Source organism: Pseudomonas sp. UBA7500 (assembly GCF_002478435.1).
Classification (GTDB): domain Bacteria; phylum Pseudomonadota; class Gammaproteobacteria; order Pseudomonadales; family Pseudomonadaceae; genus Aquipseudomonas; species Aquipseudomonas palmensis.
The window spans coordinates 54712-79716 of the sequence record NZ_DLNW01000020.1 but is presented as its reverse complement, the minus strand read 5'-3'; the positions used below and the strand labels follow the sequence as shown (position 1 = coordinate 79716).

The 25005-nt window shown below is 66.5% G+C and carries 23 protein-coding genes; 18 read left to right on the top strand and 5 right to left on the bottom strand.

Annotation, left to right across the window (positions count from 1 at the left end):
• The first annotated feature begins 126 nt into the window (after positions 1-126).
• The 11 genes from B4I46_RS09600 to B4I46_RS09550 all read left to right on the top strand — a co-directional run bounded on the left by B4I46_RS09600 (position 127) and on the right by B4I46_RS09550 (position 14487).
• A complete protein-coding gene (locus B4I46_RS09600) occupies positions 127-1434 on the top strand; it encodes a nucleotide sugar dehydrogenase (protein ID WP_286899867.1) in 1308 nt (435 codons plus the stop codon).
• Between the two features lie 154 nt (positions 1435-1588).
• Complete coding sequence (locus tag B4I46_RS09595; RefSeq protein ID WP_286899865.1) at positions 1589-3121, top strand: glycosyltransferase; 1533 nt, start codon at positions 1589-1591, stop codon at positions 3119-3121.
• Between the two features lie 15 nt (positions 3122-3136).
• Positions 3137-4306: a PilZ domain-containing protein gene (locus B4I46_RS09590; RefSeq protein ID WP_043860263.1), complete on the top strand. Its 1170-nt coding sequence runs from the start codon at positions 3137-3139 to the stop codon at positions 4304-4306.
• 11 nt (positions 4307-4317) lie between these two features.
• Complete coding sequence (locus B4I46_RS09585) at positions 4318-5763, top strand: sel1 repeat family protein (protein ID WP_052504205.1); 1446 nt, start codon at positions 4318-4320, stop codon at positions 5761-5763.
• Positions 5760-7214 (top strand): ion channel protein AlgE, encoded by a 1455-nt coding sequence (locus B4I46_RS09580; RefSeq protein ID WP_286899860.1) that lies wholly within the window; start codon positions 5760-5762, stop codon positions 7212-7214. The genes B4I46_RS09585 and B4I46_RS09580 overlap by 4 nt, the downstream gene beginning before the upstream one ends.
• 14 nt (positions 7215-7228) lie before the next feature.
• Positions 7229-8656, top strand: coding sequence for an MBOAT family O-acyltransferase (locus B4I46_RS09575; RefSeq protein WP_043860260.1), 1428 nt, complete (start codon positions 7229-7231; stop codon positions 8654-8656).
• Positions 8657-8665: 9 nt separating this feature from the next.
• On the top strand, positions 8666-9760 hold the full coding sequence (locus B4I46_RS09570) for an alginate O-acetyltransferase (protein ID WP_043860259.1): 1095 nt from the start codon (positions 8666-8668) through the stop codon (positions 9758-9760).
• Positions 9761-9771: 11 nt separating this feature from the next.
• Complete coding sequence (locus B4I46_RS09565; protein WP_043860258.1) at positions 9772-10416, top strand: alginate O-acetyltransferase AlgF; 645 nt, start codon at positions 9772-9774, stop codon at positions 10414-10416.
• A 38-nt stretch (positions 10417-10454) separates the two neighbouring features.
• A complete protein-coding gene (locus B4I46_RS09560) occupies positions 10455-11855 on the top strand; it encodes an alginate O-acetyltransferase AlgX-related protein (RefSeq protein ID WP_286899857.1) in 1401 nt (466 codons plus the stop codon).
• Positions 11846-12961 (top strand): polysaccharide lyase, encoded by a 1116-nt coding sequence (locus B4I46_RS09555; protein ID WP_043860256.1) that lies wholly within the window; start codon positions 11846-11848, stop codon positions 12959-12961. The genes B4I46_RS09560 and B4I46_RS09555 overlap by 10 nt, the downstream gene beginning before the upstream one ends.
• 17 nt (positions 12962-12978) lie before the next feature.
• Positions 12979-14487, top strand: coding sequence for a right-handed parallel beta-helix repeat-containing protein (locus tag B4I46_RS09550; RefSeq protein ID WP_286899853.1), 1509 nt, complete (start codon positions 12979-12981; stop codon positions 14485-14487).
• Here the strand turns inward: B4I46_RS09550 and B4I46_RS09545 are convergent.
• Together B4I46_RS09545 and B4I46_RS09540 are read right to left on the bottom strand one after the other, a co-directional pair.
• On the bottom strand, positions 14477-14908 hold the full coding sequence (locus B4I46_RS09545; RefSeq protein WP_286899851.1) for a GNAT family N-acetyltransferase: 432 nt from the start codon (positions 14906-14908) through the stop codon (positions 14477-14479). The two genes, B4I46_RS09550 and B4I46_RS09545, sit on opposite strands and share 11 nt — an antisense overlap.
• Before the next feature lie 122 nt (positions 14909-15030).
• Complete coding sequence (locus B4I46_RS09540) at positions 15031-15438, bottom strand: DUF488 domain-containing protein (RefSeq protein ID WP_054916493.1); 408 nt, start codon at positions 15436-15438, stop codon at positions 15031-15033.
• 138 nt (positions 15439-15576) lie between these two features.
• Here B4I46_RS09540 and B4I46_RS09535 point away from each other — a divergent pair, with 138 nt between their 5' ends.
• Positions 15577-17193: an inorganic phosphate transporter gene (locus tag B4I46_RS09535; RefSeq protein WP_286899848.1), complete on the top strand. Its 1617-nt coding sequence runs from the start codon at positions 15577-15579 to the stop codon at positions 17191-17193.
• Positions 17194-17196: 3 nt separating this feature from the next.
• On the opposite strand, the gene B4I46_RS09530 is transcribed toward B4I46_RS09535, so the two are convergent.
• Both B4I46_RS09530 and B4I46_RS09525 read right to left on the bottom strand, forming a co-directional pair.
• A complete protein-coding gene (locus B4I46_RS09530) occupies positions 17197-17967 on the bottom strand; it encodes an OmpA family protein (protein WP_043861092.1) in 771 nt (256 codons plus the stop codon).
• A gap of 11 nt (positions 17968-17978) precedes the next feature.
• Positions 17979-18374 (bottom strand): DUF4398 domain-containing protein, encoded by a 396-nt coding sequence (locus B4I46_RS09525; RefSeq protein ID WP_052504235.1) that lies wholly within the window; start codon positions 18372-18374, stop codon positions 17979-17981.
• Positions 18375-18592: 218 nt separating this feature from the next.
• Between B4I46_RS09525 and B4I46_RS09520 the strand changes: the two genes are divergently transcribed.
• Positions 18593-19240, top strand: coding sequence for a TIGR04211 family SH3 domain-containing protein (locus B4I46_RS09520; protein WP_286899843.1), 648 nt, complete (start codon positions 18593-18595; stop codon positions 19238-19240).
• Positions 19241-19298: 58 nt separating this feature from the next.
• Here B4I46_RS09520 and B4I46_RS09515 read toward each other — a convergent pair whose 3' ends face one another.
• Complete coding sequence (locus B4I46_RS09515; RefSeq protein WP_043861094.1) at positions 19299-20252, bottom strand: LysR family transcriptional regulator; 954 nt, start codon at positions 20250-20252, stop codon at positions 19299-19301.
• 78 nt (positions 20253-20330) lie between these two features.
• Between B4I46_RS09515 and B4I46_RS09510 the strand changes: the two genes are divergently transcribed.
• The 5 genes from B4I46_RS09510 to B4I46_RS09490 all read left to right on the top strand — a co-directional run bounded on the left by B4I46_RS09510 (position 20331) and on the right by B4I46_RS09490 (position 24962).
• Positions 20331-21383, top strand: coding sequence for a Gfo/Idh/MocA family protein (locus B4I46_RS09510; protein WP_282361352.1), 1053 nt, complete (start codon positions 20331-20333; stop codon positions 21381-21383).
• Positions 21384-21453: 70 nt separating this feature from the next.
• Complete coding sequence (locus tag B4I46_RS09505) at positions 21454-22851, top strand: MFS transporter (RefSeq protein ID WP_078481072.1); 1398 nt, start codon at positions 21454-21456, stop codon at positions 22849-22851.
• Positions 22848-23303, top strand: coding sequence for a type II 3-dehydroquinate dehydratase (gene aroQ, locus B4I46_RS09500; protein ID WP_043861097.1), 456 nt, complete (start codon positions 22848-22850; stop codon positions 23301-23303). Before B4I46_RS09505 ends, aroQ begins: the two co-directional genes overlap by 4 nt.
• The gene (locus B4I46_RS09495; RefSeq protein ID WP_286899840.1) at positions 23300-24463 is read left to right on the top strand and encodes a Gfo/Idh/MocA family protein; all 1164 of its coding nucleotides are present in this window, start codon (positions 23300-23302) and stop codon (positions 24461-24463) included. The genes aroQ and B4I46_RS09495 overlap by 4 nt, the downstream gene beginning before the upstream one ends.
• Positions 24464-24563: 100 nt before the next feature.
• Entirely contained in the window at positions 24564-24962 is a 399-nt protein-coding gene (locus B4I46_RS09490) for an ACT domain-containing protein (protein WP_054916498.1), read from the top strand.
• The last annotated feature ends 43 nt before the right edge of the window (positions 24963-25005 follow it).

Below are 25005 nucleotides of genomic sequence, written 5' to 3'. Positions count from 1 at the left end.
TGAAAAAAAGAGAGATAAGCCGCCGACGAACATCAACGTTCGCCGCGTTTCAGTTTGCGCCTGCCGCCTGAACATTTATCAACTACACAAGGGTTCGCTCAGGCGAACAGTGCTAAAGGGATCTCTATGAACATCAGTATTTTCGGGCTCGGATATGTAGGTGCCGTGTGCGCCGGGTGCCTCTCGGCACGTGGCCACAATGTGGTGGGGGTGGATATCTCCCCGGCCAAGATCGACATGATCAACCAGGGCAAGTCGCCCATCGTCGAGCCGGGGCTCGAGCAGCTGTTGCAACAGGCCGTGCAGCAAGGGCGCCTGTACGGCACCACCGACGTACAACGCGCCGTGCTCGACACCGAACTGTCGCTGCTGTGCGTGGGCACGCCCAGCAAGAAGAACGGCGACCTCGACCTGGTGTACATGGAGGCCGTATGCCGCCAGATCGGCGAAGCCCTGCGCGACAAGGCTGGCCGTCACACCGTGGTGGTGCGCAGCACCGTGCTGCCAGGCACGGTCAACAACGTGGTCATCCCGCTGCTCGAGCAAGCCTCGGGCAAGAAGGCCGGCGTCGATTTCGGCGTGGCGGTCAACCCCGAGTTCCTGCGTGAAAGCACGGCCATCAAGGACTACGACTTCCCGGCCATGACCGTGATCGGCGAACTCGACACCCAGTCGGGCGACATCCTGCAATCGCTGTACGAGGGCCTGGACGCCCCGGTGATCCGCAAGTCGATCGAAGTGGCCGAGATGATCAAGTACACCTGCAACGTGTGGCACGCCACCAAGGTGAGCTTCGCCAACGAGATCGGCAACATCGCCAAGGCCTCCGGGGTGGACGGACGCGAGGTAATGGACGTGGTATGCCAGGACCACAAGCTCAATCTGTCGCGCTACTACCTGCGCCCCGGCTTCGCCTTCGGCGGCTCGTGCCTGCCCAAGGACGTGCGCGCCCTCACCTACCGCGCCGGCCAGCTGGACGTCGAGCACCCGCTGCTGGCCTCGATCATGTCCAGCAACCGCAGCCAGGTGCAGAACGCATTCGACCTGGTCAGCGGTTTCAACAAGCGCCGTATCGGCCTGCTGGGGCTGAGCTTCAAGGCCGGCAGCGACGACCTGCGCGAAAGCCCGCTGGTGGAGCTGGCCGAAATGCTGATCGGCAAGGGTTACGAGCTGCGCATCTTCGACGCCAACGTCGAGTATGCCCGGGTGTTCGGCGCCAACCGCGACTACATCGAGTGGAAGATCCCGCACGTGTCGTCGCTGCTGTGCAACGACCTCGACCAGGTGATCGACGGCGCCGAGATCATCGTGCTGGGCAACAACGACCCGCGTTTCGCCCAGGCCCTGGAAGGCAATGGCGACAAGCAGATCGTCGACCTGGTCGGTTTCATGCCCAACGCCAGCAACGCCACCCAGGAAGGGATCTGCTGGTAAGGCCACAGGCTCCGTCAAGAGAGCCCAAGGCGTTCGACTCCACGCGTCACCCGACTGTTTACCTGCCTGAGTGCCGCCTCCTTCGGAGCGCCGGCGAACCTCATGTGCGTGAACGGCCGGGTGCGCGCTGCCCGTACCAAGGAGAAACGGCACCATGAAACCACAGCAACAGCGGCCCGAGGGCCGACCCGGCTACCTGCAGGCAGGCGCCAGCTTCTGTGCCTGGGCCTGCCTGTTCGGCCTGGTCGCGCTGGCGTCGCAGATGATCGCGCCGCAGTACCTGGACCCCAGCCACCATACGTTCATCTTCATCATCGGTACCCTGGGCATGTGGCGCTACGGCAATGCCATCGTCCACTACATCCGCGGCATGTACTTCCTGCACTGGAAGTTCCCGCGCATCCGCAAGGCGGTCGAGCGCATGGGCGACGATGCCCTGCCCTCGCACATGTTCATGGTGGTGACCAGCTTTCGCATCCCCACCCACACCACCTTCAAGGTGTACCAGTCGGTATTCCAGGAAGTGCAGCGGCTGAACGTGCCGTGCACGGTGATCGCCTCGATCGTGGAAAAAGGCGACGAGCAGTTCATCAAGACCATCATGCGCAACGAGGTGGTCGATCGCGACGACATCAAGCTGGTGATCGTGCGCGCCCGTGGCACCGGCAAGCGTGACGGCCTGGCCCATGCCTTCCGTGCCCTGTCGCGGCAGATGCCGCTGCAGGACGCGGTGGTCGGCGTGGTCGACGGCGACACCATAATGCTGCCCGGCTGCGTCGAGCGCGCGGTCAAGCTGTTCGCCTACCTGCCCAATGTCGGTGGCCTGACCACCAACGAGTTCTGCGAGGTCGAAGGCAGCCCGCTGATGCGCCAGTGGCACTCGATGCGCTTCGTGCAGCGGCACATCAACATGTGCTCGATGGCCCTGTCGCACCGGGTGCTGACCCTGACCGGCCGGCTGTCGTTCTTTCGCGCCAGCGTGATGACCGACCCCGAATTCATCCGCGACGTGGAAGCCGACTTTCTCGAACACTGGCGCCTGGGCCGCTTCCAGTTTCTCACCGGCGACGACAAGTCTTCGTGGCTGAGCCTGATGCGCGCCGGCTGGGACACCTTCTACGTGCCCGACAGCAACACCCTGACCGTGGAGCATCCACCAGACAACAGCTTCTGGCGCGCCACCCGCCAGCTGATGTTCCGCTGGTACGGCAACTCGCTGCGCCAGAACTTTCGCGCCACCCACCTGCTGGGCCGCGCCCGCCTGGGCCTGTTCACCCTGTACGTGCTGCTCGACCAGCGCGTCTCGATGTGGACCTGTCTGATGGGCCTGACCGCCTCGGTAGTGGCCGGCGTGGTGTTCGGCATCGAGTACCTGCTGGTGTACCTGTTCTGGGTACTGCTCTCGCGCAGCCTGGTGACGGTGCTGTTCCTGTTCGCCGGTCACCCGGTCAGCCCGGTGTACCCGTTCGTTCTCTATTACAACCAGATCGTGGGCTCGCTGATGAAGGTGTACGCACTGTTCCACATGGACCAGCAGAGCTGGACCCGGCAAAAAACCACGCTAAGCAACGGCACTGTCGATTTCGACACGGCCCTGAACCGCTGGTCATCGAAGGCGATGCTGTTTTCATCCATCGCGATTTTCTTCGGTGCCATCTCGGTACTTCTCGAACTCACGCAACGTTAAGGAAAGGCGCCTGCCATGAGTAGCTCGAACATCCCAGCAGCCCCCGGCACCACTGCAGCCAACGTGGTCCACGAGGCCATCGACGAACGCCAGTACGTGCGCACCAAGCTCAATGCCCGGGTCAGGCTCAGCGCCCCCGGCCAGGCGCCCATCGACAGCACCCTGCAGGACATCTCCCTGGGCGGCCTGGGCCTGGTGCACAGCGCCCCGCTGAAGATCGGCAGCCTGTACAACGCCTCGATCCAGCTGCGCCTGAACCAGGTCGACCTGAACATCGACAGCCAGATCAAGATCGTCTCGCAGCGCGGCGCCGAAGTCGGCGCGCAGTTCGTCGACCTCGACGCCCAGAAGCGCGACATCCTGCGCTACATCATCAGCGCCTACCTGTCGGGCGAAATTGCCGACGTCAACGGCCTGTTCAACGTGATGCAGCGCGAGAACTACATCAAGGAGCGCAAGCACAAGTACGCCAGCGCACGCAATGCAGGCGATCGCCTGCGCGCCATCGGCGGCACCCTGCTGTTCACCGCCGCCGGCATCGCCGCGCTGAGCTTCGTGGCCTACAAGAGCTACCTGCTGTTCTTCCGCATTCCGGCCGTGCAGGCCCAGGTCAGTGCCGATGCGCAGATCATCAGCATGCCCGACAACGGCTACGTGAAGTTCCTGCTGCAGCCTGGGCAGAGCGAGGTCAAGGCCGGCGAGCCGCTGGCCAACATCTCCACCCAGCTGGCCACCAGTTTCACCAGCCCGGCCGACATGAAGGCGCTGGCCGACCTCGCGCCCGGCGACCTGCAGACCCTGCTGGGGCGCGCCACCATCGAGACCGTGATCAACAGCCCGTGCGACTGCCAGGTGTACTTCCCCAGCACGCCCATGAACGGTTACGGCTACAAGCAGGCGCCGCTGCTGCACCTGCTGCCCAAGGACCAGCCGCTGTACGTCAGCGCCAACGTGCCGTTCGACAAGCTGAGCGACATCAGCCGGGTCAGATCCGTGGACCTGCAGGTATTCGGCCTGGACGAACGCTTCGGCGGCACCGTGGTGGACTCGCGGGTCGACGCACTGAACAAGAACCTCGCCCTGACCATCCGGCCGGACCGTCCGCTGCCACTGGCGGCCTACCAGAAACCGGTGGCGGTGGACCTGTACCTGGGCCTGCCGGCCTTGCCGTCGCTGTCGCGCTGAAGGGCCCCCAGATGAAACCGATGACGCCCGCCTGGCTGCTGTTCACTGCCCTCGCCTGCACCGGCCCTGCCCTTGCCGGGCAAAGCCTGGAGCAGATCCGCTACGCGCTGTACAAGGACCCGCAAGCCGATGTGAGCGCCGATTTGCGCGTGCTCGCCGAGCGCGGTGACCTGGCGTCCAAGCAGTTGCTGGGCGATGTGCTGGCCAGCAGCGACAGCGCCAACCGCCAGGAGGCGATCCGCCTGTACCAGGAAGCGTTTGCCGAGGGTCGCGGCCTGGTGCCGGCGCTGGCCTCGCTGGCCCGCCTGCTTGACCGCAGCCCCGGCCTGCGCCAGCAGCAGCGCGCCTGGGTGGCCCAGGCGCTGACCCGCTACCCGGCCACCCTGGACCCGCGCAACACCAATGCCACGCTGGAAGTGTTCCTGACCTACCCGGACCTGGTGCCCACCGCCGAGGCCGCGCAGCTGCTGGCGCTGTACGAGCAGTCCTGCCTGCTCGACTGCCACCCCGAGCTGTACCGCGCGGTGGTCGCCGAGCGCCAGGGCGACCGCGCCGCTGCCGAGCACTGGTACCAGCAGGCGGTACGCGTCGACCCGCGTGGCGTCGACCGCTACTACGCCTTCCTCGGCGAGCGCCAGGACACCGCGTTCCCCGCCTTCGCCCGCACCCTGGAGCCCCGGATGGCGCAGTTGCCGGTGGAGATCGTGCACCGTATCGGCTCGTTGCTCGACACCATCAGCACCGTGCAGCGTGCCGACCAGCAGGCCGAACAGGATGAGCAGCTGGGCAACGCCATGGGTGCCCCAAGGCCCGCGCCCACCCCCGAACAGCAGGCCCGTGCAAAGGCCCTGGCCGATGAATGGGCGGCCGCCATGGCCGAGGTCCAGCGCTGGTTCGACAACGCCGCGCAGCGCGGTTTCGTGCCGGCGCTGGTGTCCAAGGCCAACTTCATGATCTCCAACCCCACCGAGCACAACGCCGACCAGGTACAGGCGCTGATTGCCCAGGTGCAGGCCAAGGACCCGACCCGGGCCAAGGCGCTCAATGCCTCGCTGTACATGGTCACCAACTGGCTGACCCTGGACCCGCAAAAGGCCCAGGTGCTGATCGACGAACTGATCGCCAGCAACTTTCGCGACGCGCACCTGCTGCTGGCCGACCTGTACAGCAAGGGCGGCCTCGACCAGCCCGACCAGGAGCGTGCCCTGGCGATCTACCAGGAACAGGCCGAGCGCGGCGCCACTGCCGCCTGGTACCGCATGGCGACCATCTACGCGAGCGGCCGCGCCATCTGCCACGACCCGGTCAAGGCCTACACCTACGCGCGCCTTGCCCTGGACCTGGGCGAGCGCCGCGCCCGCGGGCTGCTCAAGCGCCTGGACAAAACCCTGAAAACGGCTGACATCGAGCGCGCCATGGCGGCACGCAATGACCTGCTCAAGGAGACCACCCTGTGAAAGCGCATCCGTCCCTGTTTGGCGCCCTGCTCATGCTCGCGCCGCTGTACACCGCGTTCGCCGCCGAAGAAATCACCGGCCCCGAGGCCGACAGCAGCGAGCCGGTGCGGGTAGACGCCGACGCCAGCACGCCGGTGATCACCTCCGAATTCTTCAACAAGCTCACCGTGCAGACCGGCTACGGCCCCGAAGATTCCCAGGTGGGGCGCAGCCGCGAGAGCTTCTACAGCCTGCGCTACGAACCCTCGTTCGCCTGGTACTCACCGGAAAAACGCTGGGCCAAGTGGATGGTCTACGGTCGCCTGTGGCTCAACTACGACTCCAGCCAGACGGCCAACAGCCAGAACGAAAGCACCAACGCCTTCGACCGCGAGCAGCCCGAAGGCTGGTACGCCGAGCTGCGCGAGCTGTACGTCAAGCGCAACCTGCTGGGCGACGACCCACGCTTCTCGCTGTCGGCCGGACGCCAGCGCTTTGCCGACGACTACGGCATCTGGTGGGACGACAGCATCGAATCGCTGCGTTTCGATTACAAGGACACCTTCGCCAAGGGCTTCTTCGCCGTGGCGCAGAAGTTCTACAACTACAACAGCGACGTCAACCGCCTGGCCGACAGCGAAGAACGCACCACCTACCTGATGGGCGAGTACGCCTACCGCTGGAGCGAGAACAACTGGGCCGGCACGCGCCTGATGTACGAAGACGACCACAGCGGGCACGACCCGCGTGACCGCTACGACTTCACCGGCATGCGCTACGGGCTGTTCTTCAAGGCCGACAACCTGCAGGTCAGCCCGCTGTTCAGCGACTACCACCTGGAGCTGGCCGCACTCGACGGCAAGGTCGACAACACCGACGGCAACGGCCTGACCACCACCGGCCACAACGCCAGCGGCTGGGCGGCGCTGGGCGAGATCGGCAAACGCTTCGACGACCTGCCCTGGATCCCGCGCCTGGCCTTGCGCGGCGGGCTGACCGACAAGCCGAGCAACGAGAACGACGGCTTTCGTCTCAACACCATCCAGTCCGACCGCATCACCCGCCAGGGCTCCTACAGCACCCGCCTGGCCAGCTCGTTCGTCAGCCTCGACCTGCGCAACCTGAGCTACTACGGCTTTGCCGTGGAAACCCGGCCCACGCCGCGCAGCGCCCTGGATTTTCGCCTCACCGAACTCAAGCTGCGCGATGCCAGTGGCACCCTGCCGATCCGCGTCGACGGCGACCAACGCAGCGCGCGCAACCAGGCCATCGCCCAGGGCAGCAACGGCAACGGCAAGCACGTGGGGCAGATGCTCGACCTCAACTACTACTGGAAGATGTTTCCGGTCGCCCTCGACGGCAAGCACCTGGACGTCAACACCCTGGTCAGCGCCAGCTACCTCAATGCCGGCAACGCGCTGGATACCGGTGACGACTACCAGCTGACGGTCGGCGTCGTGATCAGTTACTAAGGGCGGGCCCCGCGATGATTTTCGCCTCAAACGTGTTCCTGTTCCTCTACCTGCCGCTGTTCCTGGCGGTGTACTTCCTGGCGCGTGCGCCGTGGCGCTCCACGGTGATCGTCGCCGCCAGCTACATCTTCTATGCCTGGTGGCGCCCGGACTTCCTGCTGCTGTTCGTCGGCATCACCTACTGGAACTACTGGTTCGGCCTGCGCATCAAGGCGCGCCTGGACGCCGGCGACAAGCGCTGGGCGTTCCGCCTGCTGTGGATCGGCATCATCGGCAACCTGTCGACCCTGGGCTATTTCAAGTACGCCAACTTCGGCGCCGAGGTGCTGGGCGCACTGCTGGCGCCGCTGGGCATCAACACCTTCACCCTGGAGACGATCTTCCTGCCGCTGGGCATCTCGTTCTACGTGTTCCATGCCCTGAGCTATATCGTCGACATCTACCGCAAGGATGCCACGCCCACCAACAACTTCATCGACTTCGCCGCATTCGTCGCGCTGTTCCCGCACCTGGTGGCCGGCCCGATCCTGCGCTACAGCCAACTGGCCCCGCAGCTGCGCCAGCGTACCCACTCGCTGGAGATGTTCTCGCTGGGGGTATGCCGGTTCATGCTCGGTTTCATCATGAAGGTGCTGATCGCCGACCAGCTGGCGCCGATCAACGTGCTGTTCATCAGCGAGGGCAGCCTGCAGCTGAGCGATGCCTGGTTCGGCCTGGTGGTGTCGACCCTGCAGCTGTACTTCGACTTCGCCGGCTACAGCCACATGGCCCTGGGCCTGGCGCTGATGATGGGTTTTCGCTTCCCGGAGAACTTCAACCAGCCCTACGTCTCGCAGAGCATCACCGAGTTCTGGAGCCGCTGGCACATGACCCTGGCGCACTTTCTGCGCGACTACGTGTACATGCCGCTGGTGCGCAAGCGCATCGCCGGGGCCATGCCGGCGCTGGTGTACACCATGCTGCTGTCGGGGCTGTGGCACGGCGCAAGCTTCGCCTTCATCTGCTGGGGGCTGTTCTTCGGCCTGGGCATGGTGATCGAGCGCAAGTTCAACCTGGCCACCAAGGTCACCACGCCCTACCGCCTGGGGCGCAACCTGCGCACCGGGTTGCTGATCATCCTGAGCATGCCGCTGTTCTTCACCAACGACCTGCGCCATAGCCTGGACATCTACCAGGCGCTGTTCGGCTTCAACGGCCTGGGCTCGCTGGAGCTCTACGTGCTGGGCGCCTCGAAGATGGCCATGTCGTTCGTGGCGGTGGCGCTGTGCTGGCTGATCCTGGCCGGCAGCAACAACGTGCGCTACTACGCCGGCAACAAGCAGCACTTCTTCATGGCCCATGTCGGCGGGCTCAAGGCCGTGCTGCTGTGGGCCGGCTTCGCGCTGGCGCTGAGCAGCCTGGCTGCGCACTCGTTCTCCCCCTTCCTCTACTTCCAGTTCTAGGAGACTGTCATGTACCCGGTGATGAACTCGGCAAGCAAGGTCAACGGCATTCTGTTCTGCCTGGTGCTGGCGGGGATGTTCGTCTACTCCCTGCCGCCGGTTTTCAGTTTCGCGAAAAACCAGAGTGACGCCTGGAACCTGTTCGTCGACGGCAAGCTGCTGCGCAAGTTCGAGCAGGCCTACGACAAGCGCTTCTTCCTGCGTGAGCCCTCGGTGCAGCTGTGGGCCGACGCGCAGTACCTGCTGTTCAGGGAGGGCACCAAGGGCGTGGTACTGGGCAAGGACGGCTGGCTCTATACCTCCCAGGAATACCGTGTGCCCAATGACCTGGAGGCCAACCTGCAAGGCCAGCTGGCACAGATCGACGCCGTGCAGGCGCAACTGGCGCAGCACGGCAAGCGCCTGGTGCTGCTGCCGTTGCCGATGAAGCTGGACATCTATGCCGCGCATGCCGAGCACCCGTTCGATCCGCGCGCCATCAGCCTGTACGACCGCTTCGTGGCGCAGCTGCAGGCACGCAACGTCACCGTGACGCCGCTGCGCTCGGCGTTTCTGGACAACCTCGGCGGCCCGCCGCTGTTTCTCAAGTCCGACACCCACTGGAGCCCCGATGGCGCACGCCTGGCCGCCTTCGAACTGGCGCGCCAGCACCCGGAGCTGCTGGGCCAGGAGCGCTATGTGTCGCACCAGGTCGCGCAAAAGACCGTCAAGGGCGACCTGATGAACTACATCCAGTTCGACCAGAGCCGGCTGATGCCGGACTTTGGCGCCAACCAGATCGCCGTGTACGAAACCCTGAAGGCCGAACAGAGCAGCGATGAGCTGTTCGCCGACCAGGCCCAAAGCCTGCTGCTGGTAGGTACCAGCTACAGCAAGATCGACGACTGGAACTTCGTCGGTTTTCTCAAGGAAGCCCTCAACCGTGACCTGCTGAGCATTGCCGTGGAGGCCCGCGGGCCGTTCGAGGCAATGAACCAGTTTCTGGCCAGCGATGAGCTGGGCAACCCTGACATCGACACCGTGGTCTGGGAATTCCCGCTGCGCACCCTGCTGGCCCATCGGGTCAGCGGCCAGCGTCAGATGAACCAGACCCAACACTTCTAAGGAGATACACCATGACCCGTTCGCCACGCCAACTGCTCGCCGCCACCGCCCTGCTGCTGGTCAGCACCGCCAGCCTCGCCAACGACGGCAATGCCGACCTCTACGACGCCGTGGCCCCGGCCGACTCGGCCTTCGTGCGCGTGCTCAACCTGAGCGATCGCAGCATCGACGTGACCCTGAGCGGCAAGGTCAACCCACAGAAGGTCGCCCCCGGCCAGCTCAGCGGCTACCGCTTCACCCCTGCCGGCAGCCACAAGATCGCGGTCGACAAGCAGGCCATCGAGCCGCAGCTCAAGGCCAACGCCGCCAGCACCGTGGTGTATGACGGCAAGGGCCTGACCCTGATCGCCGACAAATACGTCAACGAACCGAAAAAGGCCCAGATCGCCTTCTACAACCTGACCCCCGCGCAGGCCGCCCTCAAGACCTCCGACGGCAAGACCTCGGTCATCGACCCGCTGGGCAAGGACCAGACCGGCAGCCGCCTGGTCAACGAAATCAAGATCGGCTTCGCCGCCTATGTCGATCAGCGCAACGTCGCCCAGTTCGACGACCTGTTCCTCAAGAAAGGCCGCTCGTACAGCTACGTGCTGCTGCCCGCCGCCAATGGCTACAAGAGCATCAGCGTGGCCAACAGCATCGACCCCACGCTGTAACCGCAGGCTGGCCTTGAACACAGGATGATGAACCGCGCATGAAGATCCTTACCTCCCTCGGCCTGATGGCCGTACTCGCTGCCGCCAGCCAGGCCGGCCAGGCCGCCGAGGCGCCCAGCCCCGGCTGCACCAGCCTTGAGTGCATGGTCTGCCCGGCCCTGAGCGATCCGCAGAAATACGCCGAAGGGCGGATGAAACTGATGCGCGAGATCGTCCCGGGCAAGGACCGCTGGCTGTTCCGTTCGGCCGTCGACCTGACCAACGACTTCGGCATCCCCGCGCCCATGCGCCCGGAGTTCGCGCGCCTGATGGCCGCGTTCCGCCAGCAGGGTATCCACGTGGCCATGGCCGTGCAGCCCACCCGCGGGCTGATGCACCGCGACAAGCTCTACCCCGGGCAGTTGCACGGGTTCGACTTCGAGCGCGCCAGCAACAACCTGGCCAGCTACCTGCAGCAGCTGCGCAGCGGCGGCGCGGTGGTGCCCGACCTGATGCAACTGGTGCGCACCCCGCCGGCGGGCGAGTACTTCTTTCGCCGCGACCACCACTGGACCCCCAGCGGTGCCGAGGCCACCGCACGCCTGGTGGCCGATGAGGTGCGCCGCCAGCCGTTCTATGCCGACCTGACCAAGAAGCACTACCGCACCGAGCCCGGCGTGATGGTGCCCAAGGACGGCACCATGAACCTGGCGTTGAGCAGCATCTGCGGCAACAACTACGGCTTCCAGTATGTGCGCGGCTACCAGACCATCCCGGTGGCCGACGATGCCGACGCACTGTTCGACGAAGCCCCCGACCCGCAGGTGATCCTGGTGGGCGACAGTAACGCCGCAGCCCGTGAGGACGAGAGCAAGCAGTTCAACTTCGACGGCTACCTCAAGCAGTACCTGGATGTCGACATCCTCAACTACGCCCTGCCCGGCGTGGGCCAGGACGGCTCGCTGCTCGAATACCTGCTGTCCGAGAACTACAAGCCCGACGCACCGCCCAGACTGATCATCTGGGAGCTGCCGGCCAACTACCAGCTGGAGTCCGACCAGATGTACCGCCAGCTGATTCCGGCGGTCAAGGGCGGTTGCAGCACCTCCACACCGGTGCTGGGCAACCGCCTGCAGCGCCCGGCGCTGCGCGTCAACGACCGCATCGAACTGCTGAGCAACGCCGGCGAAAGTCGCAAGGCACTGGGCAGCGGCCAGGGCTTTCTGGACATCCGCATCAGCGACAAGAACGTCAAGGACTTCTACGTGATCGTGTATTACGACAACGGTGCCCGCGACAAGGTGTGGTTTCGCCGCGAGGCGGCCGTCAGCGGTGGCCAGTACTACCTGGAGCTGAGCAAGGCCAAGGAGTTCGCCGGGGCCAACCTGCTCTCGGTGTTCCTCGAGCCGACCAAGCCGAGCCAGGCCGCCACCCAGGTGGAAACCCGTCTATGCCTCTGAAGCCCTGGCTGGTCGCCACCCTGGGCCTGTGCGCCGGGTTGCAGCTGGGCAGCAGCCTGGCCGCGCAATCGATCTGGCCGGCGCGGGCCACCGCCCAGTCGGCGATGATCGCCGACTACCGCACCCTGCAGTGCAGCAAACAGCCGCCGCCACCGTACACCGCCAGCCTGCGCATGCAGAGCAAGTACGACCAGCGCGATGCCAGCAAGTCGACCCTGCGCAGCCGCCCCGATGCCGACACCGAGGCGGCGAGCAAGCAGGTCAAGCAGTTCATCGCCGGGCTGATCTTCGCTAGCAAGCGCTTCCAGCGCGCCAAGACCCCGCAGCAGGCCAACATGGCCCTGGCCTGCCAGGACCAGTGGCTGGAGCACTGGGCGCAGGCCGGTGCCCTGCTCAACCCGGATGCCAGCAGCACCGGCATGGCGGCGCGCAAGTGGGCGGTGGCGGCCATGGCCTCGACGCTGCTGCTGACCCAGGCCGCCAGCAACGGCCAGGTGCAGCTGTCGCCGGCCCAGACGCGCTGGTTCGAACAGCTCGGCGAACTGATCATCCGCGAGTACCAGCCACGCCAGGCCGCCAGCTTCACCTGGTTCAACAACCACGACTACTGGGCCGCCTGGGCCGTGGCCGCCAGCGGCATGCTGGTGCAGCGCGACGACTTCATCCGCTGGGCCGACGGCAATCTGCGTCGCGGCCTGCAGCAGGCGGTGCGCAGCGGGGACGGCAGCTATGCCTACCTGCCGCTGGAAGTGGCGCGGGCCCGGCTTGCCGCCACCTACAGCCAGTACGCGCTGGTGCCGCTGGTGCTGCTGGCCGAGTCGGCGCGGGCCAATGGCCTGCCCTGGAGCGAACACGACCAGCAGACCCTGGAGCTGCTGGGCAACTTCGCCGCACGCACGGTGCTCGACCCCGGCCCGCTGCCCGAACTGATGGGCCAGGCCCAGACCGAGGTAGCCCCCTACAAGCTGGCCTGGCTGATCCCGTTCCTGTACCGCGCGCCCAACAACCGCCTGGCCCGCCAGCTGTACGAAAGCGAGGACGGCAACGTCGACAACTACAGTCAGATCGGCGGCCCGCTCAAGCCCTTCTACCCCCCTTTGCCGTAACCCAAGGACGAATCGCCATGGCCCAGCCTGCCCGCATTTTCCGCTTTACCCGACTGGCCGGCCTGCTGCTGGCCGGCCTCGCCGGCGTGGCCCACGCCGCCCCCCAAGGCCTGCCGATGCAGCAGGCACTGCGCGTGGTCAGCCCCAACGACTACCAGGCGCAGGTGCAACAGGTGCAGGCCAGCACCCGCGAAGCGGTGAGCTTCACCCTGCAGGAACGCCCGCGCCCCGGCGGGCGTGCCACTGTCAGCCTGCAACCGATGTTCTCGGCCCAGGGCGGCAGCTGGCCGTTCGAGCCGTTCGTCAACAACGGCCTGTTCCGCGCCGTGGCCGGCTACCAGGCGCACCACCCGCAGGCGGTGCTGATCCAGGGTGGCAGCATCACCCTGGCGCAATTGGCCGACACCCTGAACAACCCGCAGGTACTCAAGCGCTACAAGGACGGCTACCTGCTCAGCTACCCGCTGATGATCGCCGCCAATGGTGGGCTGGTGCTGGAGGGCACCAGCCTGTACCTCTACAGCTATTCGGGCACGGCCCTGATCAACCAGGGCTGGCTGGGCCTGAACCAGTCGCGCCTGGAAAGCGTGGCCGGCGACAAGGCCGGCAACACCGAGCGCGCCTGGCGCCCGTTCGTGGTGGCCTGGGCCGGCAGCCATACCCAGCTGATCGGCGCCACCCTCAACCGCCTGGGCTACAACGCCAACCTGTCGCGGGGCCTGACCACTGCCCTGAGCAGCCAGCAATCGCCGGCCACCCGGCCGGCCAGCGTGCTGATACGCGACAGCCAGTTCAGCGAGCTGTCGGCGGTGGAGCTGCAGCACAGCCGTGGGGTGATCGAGGGCAGCCGCTTCGAAAGTGCCCAGCAGTATGGCGTGGACGTGCGCGACAGCCAGATGCGCATGGCGCACAACCAGATTCGCGGGGTCGACAACAACAGCGGCATCCGCCTGCGCGGGCAGACCCGCGCCTGGCTCGACGACAACCTGATCCTGGGCACGCACAAGGCCGCCATCGAGGTCAGCGACCAGCAAGGCGCCCTGCTGCTGAGCGGCAACCGCATCGGCGCCAGCCGCGGCAACGGCGTGCTGCTGCGCAACCTCAAGGGCGAGATGCCGGTGCTGATCGAAGGCAACTTCATCGGCAACAGCCAGGGCAGCGCGGTGGACGCCAGCGACGTGGCTGGCGCGGTCATGCTGGAAAACCACATCGGCAACACCCCCGAGTACGCCATCAGCCTGCGCAACACCCAGCCGCTGGCCGGGCCGCTGATTCTGGGCGGCAACACCCTGGGCCGGGTGGGCAAGGCGGTGGTTCGGGTGGAAGGCATGGACCAGGTGCTGCTGGGCAGCAACCGTTTCGAGGGCAAGCCATTGCTGCAGAACCTGCTGATCGGCGACCTGCTGCCGGTGCAGGGCCCGTTGCTCGACGCCACCGTGCGCCAGGGCTGCGTGGTGCAGGTACGCCGGGTGGCCGCCGGTAACCCGCAGCCGGGGCTGACCTGCGTGCAGAGTGCTAGCCGATAACCCGCTGCATGCGCACGAAGCATTCGTCCTCACCCTGCGCGACGAAGCCGTGGCGCAGGTACAGGGCCTGGGCCGGATTGCTCTTGAACACGGTCAGGCGCAGCAGCGGCAGATGGTGCCTGCCGGCCCATTCGGCCAGTTGCTCCAGCACCCAGCCGCCGATGCCCTTGCCGCGGGCGGCCTCGACCAGGTGCAGTTCGCGGATGTACAGCGCACGACTGTCCTGGCTGAGGCTGCAGAAGCCCAGGGGCTGTCCGGCGTCGACAATCAGCCATTGCTCGCGCCAGCCCCAGGCCTGGTCGAAGGCTTCTTCCAGCCAGAGCAGATCGAATTCGCGGTAGTACGCCAGCATGGCGCGGCGCGTGAGGTCGCGGGCGAAGGTTCGGTGCAGGTCGGTGGCGGGGGTCAGGGTTGGGGTCATTTGGGTGCCCGTCAGGGGATTTTCGGCGCGGCCATCGCGGGTCAAGCCCGCTGCCACAGGTAAGGCGGGGGCCTTGTGGGAGCGGGCTTGACCCGCGATGGCCGTAACGCAGATTCAGAGAGTCACACTTTAGGCCCCAGCTCATCGGCATAGCAAACCGGCGAACTCCCGGGCCCCTGGCGATCCAGCTCATCCTCCAGCCACTGGGCCAGCACTCGCGCATTGTTGTGCTGTTCATCCTTGAACGCATACACCAGGGTCAGGGTGCCGCCACGGGCCTTGTCCAGCAGCCCCCACCAATGCTGCGGCCGGTCGGCCAGCTCCTGGCGATACCGCTGGCAGAACCCGTCGTAGTCCACCTCACCGCGGTGAAAGGCCTGGCGCAACGCCGACGACGGCGCCACCTCCGGTAGCCAGGCACTCAGGTGCAACTGATCCTTGCGCCGGTTGCGCGGCCACATCCGATCCACCAGCACCCGCTCGCCATCCTGCGGCGCAGGCGCCTCATAGGCCCGTTTGCACTGAATCATCGGCACGTTCCTCCCACTGCCTGGGTGTAAGCGTAGCTGGGCAACCCGCGTTTTTGTTGATCGAAGTCACTATGCCATCACTCAGGGTTTTTATCCTTGATGCGCCAGGCACGACTTCCACCCTACCGGACCCGTCTAATGACAACCCCGATCAGCACCACCCTTGACTCCGCGGGTGGCCGCCCCTCCCTTGCACAACTGGCCACCCGCCCCGGCCGCGCCTCCGCCACCCTGTTCGTCTGCCTGTTGCTGGGGGGCCTGGTGTACACCGCCTGGAGCCTGTTCCGCGACATCGATGCCGCCGGTACCGTGGTCACCACCTGGACGCCCTTCCTGCTACTGGGCCTGGCACTGCTGATTGCCCTGGGTTTCGAATTCGTCAACGGTTTCCACGACACCGCCAACGCCGTGGCCACCGTGATCTACACCAACTCGCTGCCGGCGCAGTTCGCCGTGGTGTGGTCGGGGTGCTGGAATTTCATCGGGGTGCTGCTGTCCAGCGGCGCGGTGGCCTTCGGCATCATTGCCCTGCTGCCGGTGGAGCTGATCCTGCAGGTGGGTTCGGCCACCGGCTTTGCCATGGTCTTCGCCCTGCTGCTGGCCGCGATCATCTGGAACCTGGGCACCTGGTGGCTGGGGCTGCCGGCCTCCTCCTCGCACACCCTGATCGGCTCGATCATCGGCGTGGGCGTGGCCAATGCGCTGATGAACGGGCGCGACGGCACCAGCGGCGTGGACTGGACCCAGGCCAGCAAGGTGGGCTACGCGCTGCTGTTCTCGCCCCTGGTGGGCTTTGCCTGCGCGGCGCTGCTGCTGGTGGGCCTGCGCATGCTGGTCAAGCGCCGCGAGCTGTACCAGGCGCCGGTCGGCGACGCCCCGCCGCCCTGGTGGATTCGCGGCCTGCTGATCGCCACCTGCACCGGGGTGTCGTTCGCCCACGGCTCCAACGACGGGCAGAAGGGCATGGGCCTGATCATGCTGATTCTGGTGGGTACCCTGCCGATGGCCTACGCGCTTAACCGCACCATGCCGGCCGACCAGTCGCTGCAGTTTGCCGCCGTGGCCCAGGCCACCCAGCAGCAGTTGCTCGGCCAGTCGGCGCAGCCTCACGTCGGCGACCCGCGCGCCACCCTCACCCTGTACCTGCGCGAGCGGCAACCGAGCCCCGAGCTGGTACCGGCCCTGGCGGCACTGGCCGGCCTGATCGGCGCGGAAGTCGCAGGCTACGGCTCGCTGACCCACGTACCGGCCGAGGCCATGGCCAACGTGCGCAACGACATGTACCTGACCAGCGAAGCCATCCGCCTGATGCAAAAGCACCAGCACGGCGGGCTCGACGCGGCCGCCACCGCGCAGGTGCAGTTGTTCAAGAGCCGCATCGACGACGCCACCCGGTTCATTCCGTTGTGGGTCAAGGTGGCGGTGGCGATTGCCCTTGGGCTGGGCACGATGGTCGGCTGGCGGCGCATCGTGGTCACGGTGGGCGAAAAGATCGGCAAGACCCACCTCACCTACGCCCAGGGGGCTTCGGCGGAGCTGGTGGCGATGTGCACCATCGGTGCGGCGGACATGTACGGGCTGCCGGTGTCGACCACCCACGTACTGTCGTCCGGGGTGGCCGGCACCATGGTGGCCAACGGTTCGGGCCTGCAATTGCGCACCATCGCCAACCTGGCGATGGCCTGGGTACTGACCCTGCCCGCAGCGATCATGCTGTCGGGCGGGCTGTACTGGCTGCTGACCCGGCTGCTGTAGGCCTCAGCGCTGGCCGACGGCAGCATTGCCGTGGGAGATGATCACTTCGACGCGGCGGTTGAGCTGACGCGACTGCGCGTCGGCGTTGGAGGCCACCGGGTACTCCTTGCCATAGCCGGCACTGATGATGCGCCCGGCATCCACCCCGTTGCGGCGCAGGGCGTTGGTCACAGCCGCTGCGCGACGCTCTGACAGCTGCTGGTTGAGGCTGTCGCTGCCGGTCGAGTCGGTGAAGCCCTCGACCCGCACCTTGCGCTCCGGGTTGGCACGCAGGTACTCGGCCAACTGGTCGATGTTGCGCTGGCTGCCAGCCTTGAGTTCGGCACGCCCGGTGTCGAACAGTACATCGCCGAAGGTCACCACGGTGCCACGCTCGGTCTGCTTGGCCTTGAGCTGCTGCAGGGCCTTGAGCTGCGCGGTACGCACGTCCAGGCGGGCCTGGGTGCGCTGCGCCTCGATGCCCTGCAGGCCGGCTTCGGCCTGGCGCAGGGCAATGGTCTGCTCGGCGACGGCGATCTTCTGGTTGGCCAGGTAGGCCAGCTGCTCGATCTGCGGGGCCTTGCGGTCCTTGATCGAAGCCAGCTCGGCCTTGCCCAGGGCATTGAACGCATCCTTGGTTTCCAGTGCCGCCAGGCGGCTGGACTCCGGCTTGCTCTGCAGCACGCTGAAGTGCTCGCGGGCTTGCAGCAGGCCAGGGTTTTCGGCGGTAGTGCTGCAACCGGCGAGCAACAGGCCCATCACGGAAACGGCAGGCAACAGGTATTTGACGGACATGACGGGCATCCTTACGGCGTGATCGTGGGGGTGATGGCGTCGGGCGACTGGAGCATTTCCTGCTTCAGCACTTCAATGCCCTGCTGCGCGCTGCGCAGTTGCTGCTGGGCCTTGGCGGCACGCGCCTTGCGCTCGGCCAAGTTGGCATCGGCCTCGGCCTGCTCGGCCAGGGTGCGGGCCGCGACAAGGTTCCGTTCGCCCAGGGCGCGCTCGACGGCGTACAGCTTGTCCTGGGCGGCCTTCATTTCGGCTGGCGCGTACTGGGTGGCGTCGGCGGTCACGGCGCGGCTGACCGCGTTGCGGGTCAGTTCGACCTGCTCGGTGGGCACGGGCACGCCGGCACAACCGGCCAGCACCATCAGCAGGCTGCTGGCGGCCAGGTAGTTCGTGGTGCGTTTAGCAACCATTGAAAGACTCCATAACATGAGAAAGACAGACCGTTGTTCAAGCCGCGTAAGACTATTCCCGGTCATGCCCCGCCCCTATCAGGGGGCATCCTGCTGTCAGGTAGGAAACTTCTCCGGCATTGCCACGATTCGTGCCTGCCCTTCGTCAGTGCGCAGTGAACCTGACGGGCAAAAAATGGTCTGTGGGTTTCATTTTTTCCGTTTTCAAGAAGATCACCATGCCCCCATCTTTTCAGCTTCGCGCACGGCGCTCTCTTATCCCCGGCCTGCTCGGCAGCCTGGTCATCCTGTGTGGCCCGGCCCACGCCGAGGAAGGCAGCGGCAATGAACGCTGGGTCAGCGACAGCCTCAGCACCTACGTGCGCAGCGGCCCTACCGACGGGCACCGGATCGTCGGCAACCTCAAATCCGGCCAGAAGGTCACCCTGCTGACCAGCCAGGGCAACTACAGCCAGGTACGTGGCGAGTCGGGCGATACCGTGTGGATCAACAGCAGCGACCTGCAGACGGTGCCCGGCCAGGCCGAGCGCGTGCCGCAACTGAGCGAACAGGTGAGCCAGTTGAGCGAGCAGCTCAAGACCATCGACGACAGCTGGAAGACCCGGGTGCAGGGCATGCAGGAGACACTGGATTCACGCAAGGCCCTGATCGAAGAACTGGAGGCGCGCAGCACCGCGCTCAATGCCGAGCTGGGCGATGCGCAATCGCAACTGCGCGCTACCCAGGCGCAGCTGGGCGACGAGAACAAGCAGGTGCTGATGCGCTACATGGTGTACGGCGGGGGGATTGCCGGGGCCGGCTTGCTGGCGGGGCTGATCCTGCCGATGCTCAGCCGCGGGCGCAAGCGCAGCGACCGCTGGTTCTGAGGCCCCGGCCTTCGCCCGCAGGGTGCAGGCGCCAGCCTTGCTGGCGAAGGCCGTCCCACTATTGCCCCGCCCTTCCCCCAGCCAGCGCATAGGGCCCCTGCGCCAGTTGCTCACGCAGAAACGCCACGCAACTGCGCACCTTGGCCGAGCTTGACGAGCGCACCGCCGTCACCGCCCAGATGTCCGCCGGCTGGTGATACCCCGGCAGCACCTGTACCAGCGCCCCGCTGGTCAGGCTGGCCGCCACGTCCCAGCGCGAAGCCATGATGATGCCGTGCCCGTCATGGGCCCACTGGCGCACGATGTCGCTGTGGTTGGAGGCCATCGGCCCGGTCACCTTCACCGTCTCGGCGCCATTGGGCCCCACCAGGCGCCATACCCCGAAACGGTCGTCGCGGCTGCGAAACAGCAGGCAGTCATGCTGCGCCAGGTCGGCCGGCACCCGCGGCTGGCCGCGCCGCGCCAGGTAGTCCGGGGCTGCCGCCAGCACCCGCGAGCTGCTGGCGATGCGGTGCGCGATCAGGTGTTTTTCCTGCACCTCGCCCACCCGCACATCGATATCGAAGTTGTCGGCAATCAGGTCCACGCGCCGGTCCAGCAGCTCCACCCACACCTCCAGCGCCGGGTACTGGCGCCGCAGCAGCGACAGGATCGGCGCCACGTGCTCGCGCCCCAGGCGCAGGCTGGTGCACACGCGCAAGGTGCCTTGCGGCTCGCGCTGCCCGCCGGACAACGCATCGAACATCGCGCCCACGTCCTCGAGGATCTTCTGCGCCCACACGAACGTCGCCTCGCCATCGCTGGTGATGTTGACCCGCCGCGTGGTGCGGTTGAACAGCTTGACCCCGAGCATCGTCTCCAGGGTGGCGATGCGCTTGCTCACATGCGCCGGCGACAGCCCGGTCTCGGTGGCTGCCGCAATGAAGCTGGAGCGCCGCGCCACCTCGCAGAACAACTGAAGGTCACGCAGCAACGGCTCATTATTCGCTATCAGCGCATTCTGATTCTTCATCTGGCCCGATTATCTCCTGGCGCTTTTTTATTAGCCTCTCACAAACGCGCTTCGACCCAGAACAAGAAAGTGAGAACCATGACTGCATTACGCCTTGCCGTGGCCGGGGCCGGCCTGATCGGCCGCCGCCATATCGAACTGATCCAGGCCAGCGCCGAGTGCCAGCTGGCCGCCATCGTCGACCCCTCGCCCGCCGCCGCCGAACTGGCCAACGCCTGCGGCGTACCGTTGTACCCGGGGCTGGCCGAACTGTTCGGCACGCAGCGCCCGGACGGGGTGATCCTGGCCACGCCCAACCACCTGCATGTCGACGGCGCACTGGCCTGCGTGGAGCACGGCATACCGGCACTGATCGAAAAGCCGGTGGCGCATACCCTGGAAGACGGCAAGCGCCTGCTGGCCATCGCCGAGCAGCGTGACGCACGCCTGCTGGTGGGCCACCACCGCGCCCACAGTGCGATCCTGCACAAGGCCCGCGAAGTGATTGCCGAAGGGGTACTGGGCAACCTGGTGGCGGTGATGGGCAGCGCGCTGTTCTACAAGCCCGACGACTACTTCGACGCCGCCCCCTGGCGCCGCGAGGCCGGCGGCGGCCCGGTGCTGATCAACCTGATCCACGAGATCGGCAACCTGCGTTCGCTGTGCGGCGAGATCGTCGCGGTGCAGGCCCAGGCGTCCAACGCCACCCGCGGCTTTGCCGTGGAAGACAGCATCGCCATCAGCCTGCGCTTTGCCAGCGGCGCGCTGGGCACCTTCATGCTCTCCGACACCGCCGCCTGCGCGCGCAGCTGGGAGCAGACCGCCCGCGAGAACCTCGACTACCCCAGCTACGCCGACGAGGACTGCTACGTACTGGCCGGCACCCAGGGCTCGCTGTCGATACCGACCATGCGCCTCAAGTACTACGCCCGCGATGAACAGCGCTCGTGGTGGCGGCCGTTCCAGTGCGCCACCGCCAGCCTCGACGAGGCCGACCCGCTGGCCCGCCAGCTGGCGCACTTCTGCCAGGTGATCCGTGGCCAGGCCCGGCCGCTGGTGAGCGTGCGCGACGGCCTGCGCAACCTGCAGGTCATCGACGCCATTGGCCAAGCCGCCCGCTGCGGCCACACGGTAATGATCGACAGCCTCTGAACATCGGTGCCCCGGCCCTGCGCCGGGACGCCTGCGTGCCCCCAATAAAAACAACAAACGGAGAATTGCGATGGCCACACATGACGCCGCGCACAGTGCGCGCCAAACCCGCAAAGCCACCGCCAGCGGTTGGGTCGGCTCTGCGCTGGAGTACTACGACTTCTTCATCTATGCCCAGGCCGCGGCGCTGATCTTCCCGCAGATCTTCTTCCCCAGCACCGACCCCAAGCTGGCCATCTTCGCCTCCCTGGCCACCTATGGCGTGGGCTACCTGGCGCGCCCGGTCGGGGCCTTCGTGCTCGGCCACTGGGGCGACACCCGCGGGCGCAAGAACGTGTTGCTGCTGTGCATGTTTCTGATGGGCATCGCGACCATGGCCGTGGGCCTGCTGCCGACCTTCGAGCAGATCGGCTACTGGGCGCCGGCGCTGCTGGTGGTGCTGCGCCTGGTGCAGGGCTTTGCGGTGGCCGGCGAGATCGCCGGGGCCAGCTCGATGATTCTCGAACACGCACCGCCCGGGCGCCGCGGCTTCTTTGCCAGCTTCACCCTGCAGGGCGTACAGGCCGGCCAGGTGATGGCAGCGGCGGTGTTCCTGCCGCTGGCGTACTTCATGCCCAGCGACGCCTTCAACAGCTGGGGCTGGCGCATCCCGTTCCTGCTCAGCGCCGCGGTGCTGATCGCCGCCTACATCATTCGCCGCGAGGTCAAGGAGCCCGAGGCCTTCAAGGTGGCCGCCAAGCAGACCGCGCGCTCGCCGATCCGCGATGCCTTCACCTACAGCTGGCGCGGCATGCTGGTGGTGTTCGGCGTGTCGCTGATGAACGTGATCCCGGTGGTGACCACCATCTTCGGCGCCGCCTACGCGGTGCAGCCGGCCTATGGCGTGGGCTTCGACAAGAGCGTGTACCTGTGGATTCCGGTGGTGGGCAACATCGTCGCGGTGCTGGTGATCCCGTTCGTGGGCAACCTCTCCGACCGCATCGGGCGGCGCCCGCTGATCATCTGCAGCGCACTGGGCTGCGGGCTGATGTCGTTCGTCTACCTGTATGCCATCAGCCTGCACAACCTGCCGCTGGCGTTCGGCGCCTCGCTGCTGATGTGGGGCATGGTCTACCAGGGCTACAACGCGATCTTCCCCAGCTTCTTCCCCGAACAGTTCCAGACCCACTACCGCGTGTCGGCCATGGCCATCGCGCAGAACGTCGGCTACATGATCACCGCCCTGCTTCCGGCGCTGTTCACCGCCGTGGCCCCGCCCGGCTCGAACAACGTGCCGCTGCTGATCGGCGCCATCACCTGCGCGGTCACCGCCATTTCGGCCGTGGCTGCCTGGAGCGCTCCGGAAACCTACCGCACGCCCCTGGACCAGCTCGGCAAGCCGGACGCCGTGGCCCTCGACAAACCCGTGTATGACGCGCTGCGGGCCAAGGCCCTGCGCACCACCCCTGCTACGGAAACCGCCCAATGAAGACCCTGCTCGTGCTCAATGGCCCCAACCTCAACATGCTCGGCCTGCGCCAGCCCGAGGTGTACGGCCGCGAAACCCTGGCCGATGTGCAGGCGCTGTGCCACAGCGCCGGCCAACGCCTGGACCTGGACATCGAGTTCCACCAGACCAACCACGAGGGCCAGATGATCGACTGGATTCACCAGGCCCGTGGCCGCGTGGCCGGCATCGTGATCAACCCCGGTGCCTGGACCCATACCTCGGTGGCGATCCACGACGCGCTGATCGCCGCCGAGGTGCCGGTGATCGAGGTGCACATTTCCAACGTGCACAAGCGTGAAGCCTTCCGCCACCACTCCTATGTGTCGCTGGTGGCCCAGGCGGTACTGGCCGGGTTCGGCACCCATGGCTACGTGCTGGCCATCAACCACTTCGCCCACCTGCAGCGCACCGCGCAAGGAGCCGCGCAATGAAAACCGTAGCCAACCCCAGCCAGCGCCTGCGCCTGGGTTTTGTCGGCGGCGGCCTGGAGTCGTCGATCGGCGCCACCCACCGCTACGCCGCGCAACTGGACGGGCACTTCGAACTGGTGGCCGGGGTCTTCGCCCGCGACCCGGCACGCAACCGCGCCGCTGCCCAGGCCTACGGCGTAGCGCCGGAGCGGGTGTACCCGGACTTCCAGCGCATGGCCGTGGCCGAAGCCGCGCGCGCCGATGGCGTGCAGGCGGTGGCGATCATGGCGCCCAACGCGGTGCACGTGCCGGCCAGCCTGGCGTTTCTCGACCAGGGCATCGACGTGATCTGCGACAAGCCGCTGGCCTCGAGCCTGCCCGAGGCGCAGCAACTGCTTGAACGCGCACGCAAGGGCCCGGCGCTGCACCTGCTGACCCACAACTACAGTGGCTACCCATTGGTGCGCGAAGCCCGCGAGCTGATCGAGCGCGGCGCCATCGGCGAGGTGCGCCTGGTGCAGGTGGAACACGCCAGCGCCTTCGGCACCCACCCGCTGGAGCAGCAAGGGGTCAAGGCGCTGGCCTGGCGCACCGATCCGGCTCAGGCCGGGGCCTCATCGGTGCTGGCAGATGTGGGCGTGCATGCCCACCAGTTGCTGCGCTTTGTCACCGGGCAGGAGGTCAGCGAAGTGTCGGCCGAGCTGAGCACCCTGGTGCCGGGGCGCCAGTCGGACGACAACGCACACGTGAAGCTGCGCCTGCAGAATGGCGCGCGCGGCATGCTGTGGGCCAGCTTCGTGGCGGCCGGGCACCGGCATGGCCTGCAGTTGCGTGTGTTCGGCTCCACCGGTTCGCTGTACTGGCATCAAGAGGAACCCGACCGGCTGGAGCTGCGTCATCAGGACCAGCCGCACCAGATCCTGCGCCGTGGCGAGGCCTGGCTGAGCGAGTCGGCCAGGTTGTCGACGCGAATCAAGGCGGGCCAGCCGGAGGGGCTGCTGGAGGCGTTCGCCAACATCTACAGCGAGGCGGCCGAGCGGATCATGGCGCGCCGCGAGCACCGTGCGCCGAGCGCGCAGTCGCTGCTGTGCCCGACGGCCGAGGATGGGGTACGCGGCATGCGCTTCATTGATGCCTGCGTGCGCTCGGATGCGGCGGATGGGCGCTGGACGCAGGCCTGAACGCCAGAAGCTGCACTTATGCAGGCCCAGCAGAATTGATTTTGCTGATCAACAATCGGCTGCCAGACTGGCGGCCGATTTCTTTTGCAGGGGCACGATCATGTCGGGTGAAACAAGTCTGGCCGCGCTGTTGCGCAGCATGCGGCCGCAGTTGAATGAAGGCAGCTACGTGTTCTGCACGCTGGCCGACTGGTCGGGGCTGCAGCCTGACGAGGTGATCGGCAGTTTTCGCGAGCAGGAGGGGCTGACGGTGATCGTGTCGCGTGGGCGGGCCGAGGCGCTGAAACTGCCTTTCAGCTACGAGGCCGCGTGGATCACCCTGACGGTGCATTCGTCGCTGGAGGCGGTGGGCCTGACCGCGGCGTTCGCCACGGCGCTGGGCCAGGCCGGCATCAGCTGCAACGTGGTGGCCGCGTTCTACCATGACCATATCTTCGTCGCGCAGGCCGATGCGCAACGGGCGATGGCGGTGCTGGAAGGGTTGGCGGCGGGGGCCTGATGATAGCGGGGGCCTTGCCGGCGCCAGGGCCATCGGCCACGAT